This window comes from Paraburkholderia sp. BCC1876, from assembly GCF_902833695.1.
Classification (GTDB): Bacteria; Pseudomonadota; Gammaproteobacteria; order Burkholderiales; family Burkholderiaceae; genus Paraburkholderia.
Genome location: NZ_CADFGI010000001.1, coordinates 468,976 through 481,894 on the forward strand (window position 1 = coordinate 468,976; position 12,919 = coordinate 481,894).

Consider the following 12,919-nt stretch of genomic DNA (forward strand, 5'->3'; position numbering starts at 1 on the left):
TTAGCCTCAGGTGAAATACAGACACCCATGCGCCAGCTCGAACTCCGTCATATCCATGCCTTCGTTTGCGTCGCGAAACAACTGCATTTCTCGCGTGCCGCCGACGAACTGGGCATCGCCGCGCCGTCGCTGACCAAGCTGATTCAGGAAGCCGAACGCCTGCTCGGCGTGCGCCTCTTTCATCGCACCAAACGCTCGGTGGCGCTCAGCGCCGCCGGCAGCGCTTACCTCGCCAAAGCGCTCACCGCGCTCGACCACCTCGCCCGTGGCGAAGAGCGCGCGCTGCTCGCCGAGCGCGGAGAACTGGGGCGGATCGAACTCGGCTATGTGGCGTCGGCGGTTTATGCGGGCGTGCTGCAACGGTCGGTCGGCGGCTTTCGCGACACGCATCCGGGCGTCGACATTTCGATTCGCGAGGTGCCGATGGACGCCGTCGCCGCCATGCTGCACGACGGTCTGCTCGACGCCGCCTATGTCCGCCCGCCGATGCCGCTCGCCGACGGCATTCAGGCCGCCACCGTGCATCACGATCGCTTCGTGCTGGCCATCCCCGCGGATTCCCCGCTGGCCGCGTCGGAAAGCGTCAAACCCGCGCAACTGCACGACCAGTGGTTCGTGCTGCCGGAACAGGAGGCGCCCACCTTCGAAGTGGCGCGGCGCGGGCGCTTCTCACCTCGCCTCGGGCCCCGGCCCGGCACGCTCGCGTCGGTGCTGGCCTGCGTATCGCTGGGCGGCAAGGTCGCAGTGGTGCCGCAGACGCTGGCCGAATGCGTCGCGTTGCCCGGTGTCGTGTACCGCGACATCGCCGGTAAAGCGATCGCGTCGGAGATCGCGATTGCCTACCGGAAGTATGAAAAAACGGCGGCGGTGAAAGCATTTCTGGACTTCGCGCGCAAGGGATAGAGGTAGCGCAACCAGGCCACAAGCCAGGCATCACCCCAGGACAAACCCAAACCGAACGCTCGTTTGGATCAACACCCTGGCGGCCTTTCGTTATATCCTGTCGAATATCACGGTCGGCTTTATGCCGCGTGGCGGCTGGTCCTCCAGCCTTGTCCATCGCCTCGCCGACCCTTGAAGCCCAACCAGCCAGCAGGAGCCTTTAGCGGTGCGCAGCCGATCCACTCCGTCCGACCCGGCAACTAGCCGCCAACGCTTTGCGAACGAGATTTCGTCGACGATCGTCGCGGTGAAATCGGCGTCCGAGCGCGGCCGCGCCGAATCGATCCGCGACGTCGTGGATGCTTACCGGCGCCTGTACGGCAGCGTGCAGCGCTTCGTGCTGATGCTGACCCACGACCAGCTCAACTTCGCGTCGGTCGGCACGTCGGGCTCGCATTCGCTGAACCAGTTGCTGTCGATCCTCGCCGAGCGGGCCCGGGCGGCGGGATTCGCGCGTCTGCACGACCTGAAGGCGGCGATCGAGGAAGCCCGGTCGGCCGAACAGTTGCGCGACGCGATTTTCTCGGATGCGTTCAGCAACGATCTGGCCGCGTTACGCAACGTCGTGGCGCAGCTTGAACGGCTCGATACCGTTTTTATCGGCCTGTGCGTCGGGCATGTGCTCGAACAGCATGGGGCCGTCACGGCTAACTTCGCGTCGAGCGCCGGCACGCGCGCCACGGGCCGCCGCAGCCGCGCCGCCACGGCGGTTCGGCGCGACGCGCACGCCGAACCCAGCCTCGTCGGCTCCAACGACTGATTCGACAGTAACGAACATGAACGCTCCCTTTCGCTTACCGCTATATCTTCGCGAATACACCGTCGCTTCGGCGTGCGCGGAAAACCTGCCGCGCGCGTGTCACGTTCACGTCGAGCAAGACTGACCCCGAACCGGATTCGAGGACCTCATGCACACGCCCCCGTTTCGCCTCGCCCAGCCCTCGCGTCTGAAACTGTCCGGCGACGAACTTGCCAACGCCGGCATGCATGCCGCCGCCGACGCATGCTGCACGCCGGGCAACGCGCCGCAGTCCCGGCCGGGCGCCCAACGGCGCGCGCGCCTCGCCGAACTCGACGGTCATCTGCATTGCTCGATCATCGGCACCTGTCTGAGCACGCAGGAACTGCGCAAGCTGGTCCCCAAATTCACGAACCTCGATCGCCGCGACGCCAGCGACCTCGAGATTCATCACGCCGCGGTAGAACTGGCGATTGAAGGCGGCGCCTGCGCCAAGGCGCTGCACAAGTCGCTCGACGAGCACTATGCGGCGGCGATCCGCCGCTTCGACCAGGCCAGCGACGACATCGAGTTGCTGAAACTGTGGGACGAGGCGTTGAAAAACGGCGACATTCCACCGGCGTATTGGGCGTTGATGACGCATCGGCACGCAACCCTGCCCGTACGCCAGAAAGCATTCGGCGACCTGCATATGCTGTCGCATCTGGTCGGCGCGGCGAACCGCGCGGATATTCGCCGGCTGGTCGCGCTGGAAGAAGAAAACGCCGCGCTGAAAGAGAAAATCGAGCGCCAGCAGAGCCGGCTGAACGAATTGGGCGCACAGCGCGATGCCTCGATCGCCGCGTTGAAGGAGCAGATCGCGCAACTCAGCGCGAGCGTCGCCCGTCATATTCCCGCCGACGCCGCCGATCTCGCCGCCGAAGCGCAGCACTTACGCGAACGGCTGAGCGACGCCGATCAGCGCGTGGCCTTGCACACCAGCCGCCGCGAAGTCGCCGAGCAACGCGTGCTGCAGGAACAGGACGCCGCACAGGCGCTGCGCAGGAGCCACGACCAGGCGCTCGCGCTACTCAAACTGGTGCAAAGCGAATGCGACGCGCTGGAACGCGCAACCGTCGACGCCGCCGATGCTACGCATGGCGCCGGCGCGCGCCGGGCGAGTCTCGACAGCGTGCAAGGCAAGCGGATCGTTTATGTGGGCGGTAGGCCCGGCTCGAACGCCGCGCTAAAGCGTCTGGTGGATGCGGCCGGTGGTGAACTGCTGGTGCATGACGGCGGCCTGGAAGATCGCAAGGGCCTGCTTGCGGCCGCGTTGCCGGGCGCGGATATCGTAGTGTTTCCGGTGGACTGCATCGATCATGATTCGATGAACACGCTCAAACGCGTCTGCGAGCGTCATCAGATCGACTATCACCCGTTGCGCACGGCGAGCGTGGCGAGCTTCGTGGAGTTGATGGCGCGTCTGCATCCTGAGCAGGTTGCGCAACTGGGCAACCCGCCGCCTTCGGCGTTTTGCTTGCGGCATGGTTGAGGACTGAATTCGGGCGGGGGGAGGTCCGCCGCTCGCGCACCCTCAGCTCACGAACGAATCAACCGCGTCAACTCGGCAATCTGCTTTGCGCAGCTTCGCTCAGCTTCCACTTCGACGTCCCGATACAAACGGATGATCGTCTCGCCGACCGGCGTCAGCGTGCAGCCGCCGCCGCTTTGGCCGCCCTGCTCCGAATGCGTGGCAGGCGATTTCAGCGAGCGGTTCAGTTCGTCGATGAGCAGCCACGCACGCCGGTACGACATGTCGAGACTGCGCGCCGCCGCCGAGATCGAACCGAACTCGCGCACGGCTTCGAGCAGTTCGACTTTGCCCGGTCCGAGCGCCACGGTGTCTCCGGTACGGATACGCATTCTGAAGCGCACTTCGGGGCGCACCTTAGCGGATTTTTTCGCGGATGCTGGTTTGGTTTTTGCAATGTCGGCCATGCGCGAAAGCATACACGAACCGCCTCGCACTGCCACCCACGCGAGACGGTGCCTAACCGAGGTTTGGAAAGCAATGCCCGTAGTCTTCGCAGCCTGGGCAGCCGGGCGCGGGGCCGGGCGTCAACCCCAGCGAAAGCGCACGTTGTTCAGCGAGGAATTTCTTCCATCGCAGGTTCGCGACGTTGCGTTCGACCAGTGTCGGGAAGTAACGCGTCAGCATCCACGTGACGTCGTCGCGGCCGCGCAGGCCGAGGTCGCGCCACAGGTGATCCGGGCGCAAACAGGCATGCGCGATGATCGTCGCAAGGCAATCGGCGTCGGCCGGATCGACCGACTCGTTTGTGTGCGCGCGCAACAAAGTGTGAAGCGTGCGGACGAAGTCGATCTGGTCGATCGCATTGATTGGGAGCGGTAGCGCAACAGCCGATGCGCGCGTGAAGTGTCTTGCCAGAAGCGCACGCCATGCCGGCTGGTGCAGACCGAGCAGCGCGAGTTCGCTGCGCGCGTCGCGCGCGGCGATCAGCCTGGCGAGGAGTTGCGTGTCGGGCGAGGCGGCGTCGGTGGCGACTGAAAGCCAGGCGGCCGTGCGTGCGGCGACGTGCGCGTCGAGCGAATCAGGTGCGGCAACACCAGCAAGCGGATTGTCAGACATGGCATCGACACGCGGAAGAAGAGCGGACCATGTTACGCCTGCAGCGTGCTACTGATCGCCCGCCTTCGCCCAGACAACTCAAACCACGCAACCCCGAAGCCAACCCCAAACCCAAACCTAAACCTAAACCTAAACCGAAGCCGAAGCCGTCAAAACCTGCGCCTCGATCCGCGCAAGCCTCTTGACATGCCGCGGCGCCGGCAAGATATCCGAGCCCGAAAACAGAATCGGCGCGCCCTCCCCGGCATCCAGCGCGCGGCCGCCGCATTCGTAAGCCACCAGCACGGTCTCGCCAACCGGCGTGTTAAACAGCTCGTGCCACGAAAACGTCACGACATACCCGTCCTGCCCGACCGCGACAAACACCGTGCGCTTGAACTCGCCCGGCACCGCATCCGGCAAACCCGCCTCGTTGATCAGCGTCGTCAGACGCACGCCACGATACGGCTCGACGCTGCGAATAAAGCGGTTCGTCGTATAGCAGCGCAGATCGAACGGCGTGGCCAGCACGCTCTCGTACTGCCGCAGTTGCTCGATACTGAACCGTAGCGGACGCTGGAATCGTCCGGTCAAAACCAGCGCGCCGTCCACAGCCGGCGCGGCAATCACGTTCACACTATCCATTCGCGCTTATCTCCAGCATCGGCAGCCTGGCGGCCTGTTCATTCGTTATGTCCGTGTGTATATTACGCGGCGACGATGGCTTGCGCATAAAACCGCGCCGAAACTTCGTCGATAGGCACTATATCGCCGGGCATATCAGCCGACCGGCGGCAGCACCCTGACGCAAAACAACCAACAACAATGAACGGCGCACCGTCTTGCGCTGGCCCATGGCCAACGCACACGCTCGCCACTCCAGGAGATCTCATGCGCCTCGCTTCCACCCTGCACCGCAGCACCCGTCTCGCGCTCGTCACCGTCGGCCTGATCGCCGCGCTGGCCGGTTGCGGCGGCGACAACGTCACCGCCTCGCCGCAACGCTTCGCCGTGAGCGCCGCGCCGAACGGCATCGCGGTGCGCGCCGCCGACGGCACGGTGTTCATTACCGACGACCAGACCAGCAGCGTGCTCTCCTCACCCGACGCCCACGCGTTCGCGCATTACGCCAGCGTGCCGACCGTCACGGGCCAGGCGAACAGCCTGAGCCAGCTGAGCTTCGCCGACGCGGGCGCGCTGATGATCGAACGCTTCGGCTTCGGCACGGCAAGCGCGGTGTTCAGCATCACCGGTACCGATACGATCGCGGCGCTGACCGGTCCCGATCCGACGCGCCGCCGCCTCGGCCTGATTTCGATCGGCTCGAACCGTCTGCTGTCCACGTGGTTCATCAAGAGCGGCAGCAATCCGCCGCAAGGCGCGCTGAGCCTGATTACCTACGATCCGAACGCCCATACCGCGGTTGAACGCGATCTGCTGACGGGACTCGGCAAGCCGGTCGGCATTGCGGTGTCGGGCGACAACGTGTACGTCTCGGACCAGGCGAATAACGACATCGTCAAAGCCAGCCTCAGCGCGTTGCTCGCCAGTTCCCAGGCAGTAGCGGCCAGCGGCGCGTTCGTGCAGATCAACAGCCCTGACCTGATGAGCGTCGACGCGCGCGGCACGCTGTACACCAAGTGCAACACCACCGGCCTGTGCCGGATCGCGCCGGACGGCACGATGAGCGTGCTTGCAAACGACTTTCAGGATGCTCGCGGCCTCGCCGTGGACGCGCCACGCGGCCTGCTATACGCGATCGACCGCGCGACCGCCAGCGGCGGCACCAGCTACGTCCGCACTTTTCCGCTGAACTGACGTCGCGCTGGATGACGCCATCCGTGCAACACGACACGATGGCGTCGTAATATAGCGCTCTTAATAACGTATCGGGGTTATCGCATGATTCGCAAGCTGCTCGCTTCTCTCGTCGCTCCACTCGTCGTGGTCACCGGCATCGTGACGGCCGCGCCCGCCTTCGCCGACGACAGCAACACGGTCAACGTGCTGTACGCCGGTTCGCTCGTCAATCTGATGGAGCGCAGCATCGGCCCCGCGTTCGAGAAAGCCACCGGCCAGCAGTTCCGCGGCTATGCGGCGGGCTCGAACAAGATCGCCAACGAAATCAAGGGCAAGCTGCGTCGCGGCGACGTCTTCATCAGCGCGAGCCCGAAGGTGAACGCGAGCCTGATGGGCGAAGCGAACGGCGATCACGTCACGTGGTACGTGAATTTCGCCGAATCGCCGCTGATGATCGGCTACAACCCGCAGAGCAAGTTCGCGGCGCAGTTCAAGAGCAAGCGTTGGGACCAGGTGCTGCAGGAGCCAGGCATCCGCATCGGCCGGACCGATCCGAAGCTCGATCCGAAAGGCGCGTTCACCGTCGAGATGATGACGAAGGCCGCCGAGCTCTACCATCAGCCGGATCTGGTCGAGAAGACGCTCGGCGCGGCGGAAAATCCCGCCCAGGTTTTGCCTGAGGAAACGCTGGTGGGCCGCCTGCAATCGGGCCAGCTCGACGCCGGCTTTTTCTATTCGACCGAGACGTCCGACCTGAAGATTCCGGCGATCCGTCCGGCGCCGGAATTGCAGGCCAAGGCCAGCTACACGCTGACCATTCTCAATGACGCGCCGAACCGTAACGGCGCGAGCAGCTTCGTCGACTTCCTGCTGAGCGAGAAAGGCCGTGCGCTGCTCAAGCAACATGGCGTGGACGTCGTCAAACCGACCGTGAGCGGCAATGTGCAAGCCATGCCGCCTTCGGTGCAAGCCGTGATCGACGCCAACGCGCCGTAACGCGGTGAGCCGTTCTAGCGCGCGGCCGCTGCTGTGGCTGGCGGCGCTGCTGGCCGTCTATCTGTGCGCGCCGTTTATCGCGAGCGTGCCGCAGCTTGGCGCGGCCGATTGGGCGAACGTCGACTGGGCGGCCACGTGGTCGGCGGTCGGCGTGTCGGCGGCGAGCGCCAGCGTGGCCTCGCTCGTGATTTTGCTGGGCGGCGTGCCGCTCGGCTATTTTCTGGCGCGCTCGAACTCACGCAAGGTGGCGCTGCTCGGCTTCGTCGTGCAGTTGCCGCTGGCGCTGCCGCCGCTCACCAGCGGCGTGTTGCTGCTGTTTCTGCTGGGGCCGTATAGCTTCGTCGGCCGCTTCACCGGCGGCATGCTGACGGACTCGTTCACCGGCATCGTGCTGGCGGAAACCTTCGTCGCGGCGCCCTTCCTGATCATCGCCGCGAAGTCCGCGTTCGCCGCCGTCGATCCGGTCCTCGACGACGTCGCCGCGACGCTCGGCCATCGCGCCGGCAGCCGTTTCTTCCGTGTCATGTTGCCGGTCGCGTGGCCGGCCATCCGCGCCGGGCTCGCGCTCGCATGGCTGCGCGCGTTCGGCGAATTCGGCGCGACCGTGATGGTCGCCTATCACCCGTATTCGTTGCCGGTCTACACGTACGTGGTGTTCGGCGGCCAGGGGCTGCCCGCGATGATGCCGTTGCTGCTGCCCACGCTGGCCATCGCGATTCTGTGCGCGGCCTTGTCGATTTACAGCCTTCGGCAAAAAGCGGCGTTGGAACAAACCGAAAATGGCGACGACGCGCTCGATCCCATCGCCGGGCAGGCGACGGCGAGTCGTGGCGAGGCTGAAGACCGGCGCCTCGCGTTTCATCTGCGGCGCCAACTCGGCGCGTTCGATCTCGACATTGCGTGGACACCCGCCACGCGCCGACTCGCCATCATCGGGCCATCGGGTTCGGGGAAATCGCTCGCGTTGCGACTGATCGCGGGACTCGACACCAACGCAACGAGCACCGTGCAACTCGGCGAGAAACAGCTACACACGCTGCCGCCCGAGCGTCGTCAGATCGGCTACATGCCGCAAGACTACGGCCTGTTTCCGCACATGAGCGTGGCGCGGCAACTGAGCTTTCCCGTCGATGCCGACGCCGCGAGCGCGCGTTACTGGCTGGAGCATCTGGGTCTCGCGCAACTGGTCGCGCGTTTGCCGCATCAGTTGTCGTTCGGCCAGCGCCAACGGGTTGCACTGGCGCGAGCGCTGACGCGACATAGCGAACTGCTGCTGTTCGACGAACCGTTCGCCGCGCTGGACACGCCACGGCGGCGCCGTCTGCAGCAATCGTTGCGCGCGTTGCAGCGCGAGATCGCCGCGGTGACGATCATCGTCACGCATGATCCGGACGAAGCCGCGTTGCTGGCCGATGAAGTGCTGGTGGTCGAACAGGGGCGCGTGCTGCAATCCGGTTTTATCGATGCCGTGTTCGAACGGCCGGCCTCGATGCGGGTAGCCGGCCTGCTCGGTTTGCACAATGTCGGCGAAGGCATGATGACGGGTCCCGCGCAGGTCGAAATCGCGCCGGGCTTCTCCATGATGATCGGCACAGGCGCAAGCGAACAGGATCTGCAAACGGGACAACACGTGATGTGGCGCGTCTCGTCGCACGCGGTGACGATTTCACCGGACGGTGAGCATAACGGCGTGGTCGAATCGGTCGAGTTGCGGCGCGGCGAGCGCTATCTCCGCGTGAGTCTCGGCGGCGTTCATTTCGACCTGGCCAGCGAAGATGCGCGCCTGCGCGAAGGCGCGCCCTGCCGGATCGACGTGCGGTCGGCAGGCGTGACGGTTTGGCTGCCAGGCGCCGCCGATTGATTAGCCTTCGTGCGCGTGAGCGCGGTTGCGAATATCGGTGAGCGAGACGTCGATCAGCAGCTTGCCGGAGTCGAACACCGTCACCAGCGCGTCGTCCCACTCGCTTTCAACCGTGCGCTCATCCCACACGACCGGCAGCGTCGTCGTTCGATACTCGCCGGTGTGGCGATTTCGCAGCAGCGTGAGGCGGCCTTTCATCGAGCGCTTGCCGGCATCCGTGACCGGATCCTTGAGCACGTCGTGCCATTCGTCGCCGAGGCGGATCGCCGAGCACTTCATCGCGAAGCGCTGGGTGTCGCGATTGATCTGCTGCAACAACGCGCCACCCATGCCGAACACGATGTTGTCCGCCGCGAAACCGGCTTCGTCCATCGCCGCAAGAATTGCCGCGATGGATTCCGGATTCACGCCGTCGCCCTGAATCACGCGTACGTTGTTGAGCACGCGCCTGCCCTTGCCGTTCAGTGTCGAACCGAACGACGCGTCGAGCGCGTGCAAGGTTTGCAACACGATAGTCTGCGGATCGCCGGAGTCCGGCCGGATCACCAGCATGCCGCCGGAATCGAGCACTGCCTGCTTCAACTCCGTGCCCCACACGTCGAGCGCGGCGAACAGATCGTAGGAATCGGACACCACCGAAACGATCGCGCCCGGCTTGCCGAACTGCGCGAGCATGTTGCGGAACGCGTCGGTTTCGCGCTCGCGCCCCCATGACGTGATCGTGCTGTGCTCCGCCGCCGGCACCGAAAACGCCGCCATGGTTTCGTTGTAGTAGTGGTTCGCCGCGACCACGCCGAGCACCGTATCCGAGCCCATGAAACTGACCAGATGCGCCGCGCCGCCAATCGCCGCCGACTCCGCGCTCGACACGCCGCGCGCGCCGAAATCGTGCAGCTTGAACGGCAATTGCGTGAGGTCGTCGCTGCTCTGTTCCAGCGCGCCGCGAATCGTCTGGCGCACATGCCAGCTTTGCGTTGCCACCGTGATCGGATACCAGACGCGCAGCAGCATGGTCTCCAGATACGAGGCCAGCCAGAACACCCGCGGATCGTCGCACTCCACCGTGACCAGCACGTTGTGAGTCGGCACGACCGATCCTTCCGGCACCGCGCGAATCCGCACCGGCAGATAGCCGCCGAACTGCTCGACGATATAGCGCCAGCCGGCTTCGTTGAACGGCTCGCCGTGCGCGGTGAAGAACGCCTTGGCCTGATCGATCATCGCCGGGGTGATGGGCCGGCACAGATACTCCTTGATCAGCATCTGCAAGCCGAAGAACAGCGTGCGCCCATAGCGTCCGCCGCGCGACTCGATGTACGAGAACATCGCCGACGCTTCGGGCGGATATTGCAGGTAATGCGAGGCCTTGTACGAATCCGTGTTGAGGATCGGATTCGACAGGATCGACGCGATGTCGTTGAGACCGTGGCTAACGTTGTGCATGGACGATGCGGCGCCCGAAGGCGCTCTCGAGAGTGATCGGGCGGGTGGTGGTCTTTTTACCATACACCGCCGCGACACCTCGTACGGGATCGCTAGGCGTCGTCGCTACGACGACTCCGCTCAATGCCCGGGCTTCAACTGCGGCGGAATACTCGGCCGGCTCGAAAACAACCGCCCAAGCACCCCCTTGCGACGCTCGACGAGCGGCGGCCACAGCATGTCGGCCAGCAACCGGATGCCTTGCGCCAGCGCACTATCGCGCGCCGACGTCACCACCGGCACGCCGCGACTCAGCGCCTCGTTGGTCAACTGTTCGTCGCGCGGAAGCTGATGCGCGACCTTCGCGCCGAGCGTTTTTTCGAGGGTCGGCAGATTGATCTGCGCGTTCTTGTCGTACTGGTTCACGACCACCCGCACCTTGCTCGCCGGATAACCCAGCTCGCGGAAAATATCGAGCATGCGGCGTCCGCCATGCAGGTACAGCGGATTTTGCCGCACCACCATGCAGATCGAGTCGCTGCGATTGAGCGCATGGATCGTCAGCGGATTGAGACTTTGGCCGACGTCGATCAGCACCGCGTCGTAACGCTCGCGCACCAGCAGAAGAATCCGCTCCAGTTGCGAGGGCAACAATTCGGCCGCTTTCAACGGATCGCCGGCGCCCGCCAGCACGTCGAGATTCGCATGCACGTGCATCAGGCAGGATTCGAGCAGGGCCGCGTCGAGCCGGCCGATCTGCGAACACAGATCGGCGAGCGTGGTAGGCGGCGGTTTATCGGCGAGCAGCAGGCTCGCGTCGGCGAATTGCTGGCTCAGGTCGATCAGCAGCACGCGCCGGTTGCGCGCGGCGGCCAGTGAATACGCGAGATTCACGGCAATCAGCGTCGTGCCGCTGCCGCCCTTGGACGACGCGAGCGAAACGATCCGTCCGGCACGGCGGCTGCGGGCGGTCTTGCGGGCATGAATCTGCGCGAGCGCACCGGTGATCTCGCCGGTTTCGAGCGGCCATGCGAACACGTGCCGCACACCCACGCGCATCGCCGCGCCGAGCAGCGCGGTCGACGGCTCCGGCGTTACCAGCATGCAATGCAGCGCCGGCGTGCAGGCCAGCGCCTCTTCCACGCCGTCCAGTTCGCGGGCATTCAGATCGATGTCGTCGACGATCAGCAGGTCCGCGCTCCGGAAGGCGCGTACGTGCGTCAGCAATTGCCGCGCGGTGCCGTAAATAATCCGCAGCCGATGCGGCACGGAGCTTTCTTCAAGGCGCGCGGCAATCTGCGACGCGCGTTGCGCGCTGGAGGAAATCAGCAAAATGTCGATCATGTCGAGTCTCCGCCGTTCTTGGGCCGTTCGGCCGGCGAGGCCGTGTCGATCACGATCGACGTTCGGTTCGGGTTTATTCTTCGTCGGCGTCGGATGGATAGACGTCCGTGCCACGTTCTTCGTGCCGCTCCGGTCGCACCGGCATGTCGTAGAGCGCTTCGCGCAACGCGTCGCGCTGAATTTCCGCCTGCGCCCGGCGCTTGATCTGGTCCGCGATCACGAGCGTCAACAGATCGGGCGGCGGCGCGGCGAACAGCGCACGCGGCGCGTCCTGCAGCCGCCGCCATGACAAGGCGTCGGCCCGTCCGGTGATTCCACGATCCAGCCGCGCTGCGGCGACCGGCTTGCTAGTCTGTGTTTTCATGACAAACCCCGAGTGATGATCCACTTCACGACTGCTGCTTCGCGACTGCTGGTTGATCTTCACCAAGAGCCGTGTCCGCCACCACGCGAACACGGCGCCCAGCTCACCTCGTACTGTGGTCTCTCTATGGAGACTCGGGCCCTGGCTCCCCGCTTCGTCGCGCCGGCTGATCCTGACCGTGCGCTGCTTTCCCCGTCGCTACTTCCTTGCGTCGCTGGTTCGCCGACTGCGCGAACTCGGTACGTGTCGTCGTTGCCTGCGCTTCGATTCCGTCATCTCGGACGGAAAAAGTGGCGAGGTCAACGCGTCACGTTGTCCGGTCAGCGAATGACCGATACCCCATACCGGTCATTCGCGCCGTTTTTTTGACATCCGCTTCTTTTGGCCCCGCCGTACCCTCGTAAGTCACATTCGATTCCACTGCCGTGCTTACGAAGTCTGTGTTTGCCGCCGGTCTCTTGTGGACTCTGCTTCCCCGTTGCGAACCGGGCGGCAACGCATTCTTTCTGTATGAGCCATCTATTGCAATGGCTATGCCATGTGCCCTCAAACCCCGATGGCACCGTGATTTTTGCTGCAATGCACCGTATTACCCCCACCTGAGCGCATGGGGTTGATTCGGATTCGAGACGCGCCGCAACCGGCCACCGACCGCTCAGGAAAGCGGGTCCGGCGGCCAGTCTTACCGACCGTCCACAGGGACGCCTTTGCAGCCAAGGGATTACGCCGGGTGCCGGTCAAATGTGCCGGTGCTTCGGGGCATGAAAGGGCACCAAGCGGCATAAAGCGACGCGTCTCGCGGCTTGCCCAAGTTGTCGCAAGCTTGAGACGCGACGCATGACC

12 protein-coding genes are annotated in these 12,919 nt (G+C 64.7%); 6 read left to right on the forward strand and 6 right to left on the reverse strand.

Annotated elements, in window-relative coordinates; translation table 11 throughout:
• The first annotated feature begins 27 nt into the window (after positions 1 to 27).
• The 3 genes from HWY05_RS01970 (at position 28) to HWY05_RS01980 (ending at position 3,212) form a co-directional block, all read left to right on the forward strand.
• Entirely contained in the window at positions 28 to 903 is an 876-nt protein-coding gene (locus tag HWY05_RS01970) for a LysR family transcriptional regulator (RefSeq protein ID WP_176057224.1), read from the forward strand.
• A gap of 205 nt (positions 904 to 1,108) precedes the next feature.
• Entirely contained in the window at positions 1,109 to 1,702 is a 594-nt protein-coding gene (locus HWY05_RS01975; RefSeq protein WP_176057225.1) for a hypothetical protein, read from the forward strand.
• A 148-nt stretch (positions 1,703 to 1,850) separates the two neighbouring features.
• Positions 1,851 to 3,212, forward strand: coding sequence for a DUF2325 domain-containing protein (locus tag HWY05_RS01980; RefSeq protein WP_176057226.1), 1,362 nt, complete (start codon positions 1,851 to 1,853; stop codon positions 3,210 to 3,212).
• A gap of 47 nt (positions 3,213 to 3,259) precedes the next feature.
• Here the strand turns inward: HWY05_RS01980 and HWY05_RS01985 are convergent, their stop codons facing one another.
• The 3 genes from HWY05_RS01985 to HWY05_RS01995 form a co-directional block, all read right to left on the reverse strand.
• Positions 3,260 to 3,658: a LysR family transcriptional regulator gene (locus HWY05_RS01985; RefSeq protein ID WP_197070307.1), complete on the reverse strand. Its 399-nt coding sequence runs from the start codon at positions 3,656 to 3,658 to the stop codon at positions 3,260 to 3,262.
• A 52-nt stretch (positions 3,659 to 3,710) separates the two neighbouring features.
• Positions 3,711 to 4,310, reverse strand: a complete 600-nt coding sequence (locus tag HWY05_RS01990; RefSeq protein ID WP_176057228.1) for a nitrogen fixation protein NifQ — start codon at positions 4,308 to 4,310, stop codon at positions 3,711 to 3,713.
• Between the two features lie 129 nt (positions 4,311 to 4,439).
• Positions 4,440 to 4,934, reverse strand: a complete 495-nt coding sequence (locus tag HWY05_RS01995) for a molybdopterin-dependent oxidoreductase (protein WP_176057229.1) — start codon at positions 4,932 to 4,934, stop codon at positions 4,440 to 4,442.
• Positions 4,935 to 5,180: 246 nt separating this feature from the next.
• Between HWY05_RS01995 and HWY05_RS02000 the strand changes: the two genes are divergently transcribed.
• The 3 genes from HWY05_RS02000 (at position 5,181) to HWY05_RS02010 (ending at position 8,946) form a co-directional block, all read left to right on the forward strand.
• A complete protein-coding gene (locus HWY05_RS02000; protein WP_176057230.1) occupies positions 5,181 to 6,107 on the forward strand; it encodes a hypothetical protein in 927 nt (308 codons plus the stop codon).
• Positions 6,108 to 6,191: 84 nt separating this feature from the next.
• Positions 6,192 to 7,085: an extracellular solute-binding protein gene (locus HWY05_RS02005; protein ID WP_176057231.1), complete on the forward strand. Its 894-nt coding sequence runs from the start codon at positions 6,192 to 6,194 to the stop codon at positions 7,083 to 7,085.
• A 4-nt stretch (positions 7,086 to 7,089) separates the two neighbouring features.
• A complete protein-coding gene (locus HWY05_RS02010; protein WP_176057232.1) occupies positions 7,090 to 8,946 on the forward strand; it encodes an ATP-binding cassette domain-containing protein in 1,857 nt (618 codons plus the stop codon).
• Here HWY05_RS02010 and HWY05_RS02015 read toward each other — a convergent pair whose 3' ends face one another.
• The 3 genes from HWY05_RS02015 to HWY05_RS02025 form a co-directional block, all read right to left on the reverse strand.
• A complete protein-coding gene (locus tag HWY05_RS02015; protein ID WP_176057233.1) occupies positions 8,947 to 10,389 on the reverse strand; it encodes a nicotinate phosphoribosyltransferase in 1,443 nt (480 codons plus the stop codon).
• A 120-nt stretch (positions 10,390 to 10,509) separates the two neighbouring features.
• The gene (locus HWY05_RS02020; protein WP_035557780.1) at positions 10,510 to 11,712 is read right to left on the reverse strand and encodes an AAA family ATPase; all 1,203 of its coding nucleotides are present in this window, start codon (positions 11,710 to 11,712) and stop codon (positions 10,510 to 10,512) included.
• A gap of 73 nt (positions 11,713 to 11,785) precedes the next feature.
• On the reverse strand, positions 11,786 to 12,076 hold the full coding sequence (locus HWY05_RS02025) for a hypothetical protein (RefSeq protein WP_176057234.1): 291 nt from the start codon (positions 12,074 to 12,076) through the stop codon (positions 11,786 to 11,788).
• Positions 12,077 to 12,919: the final 843 nt, after the last annotated feature.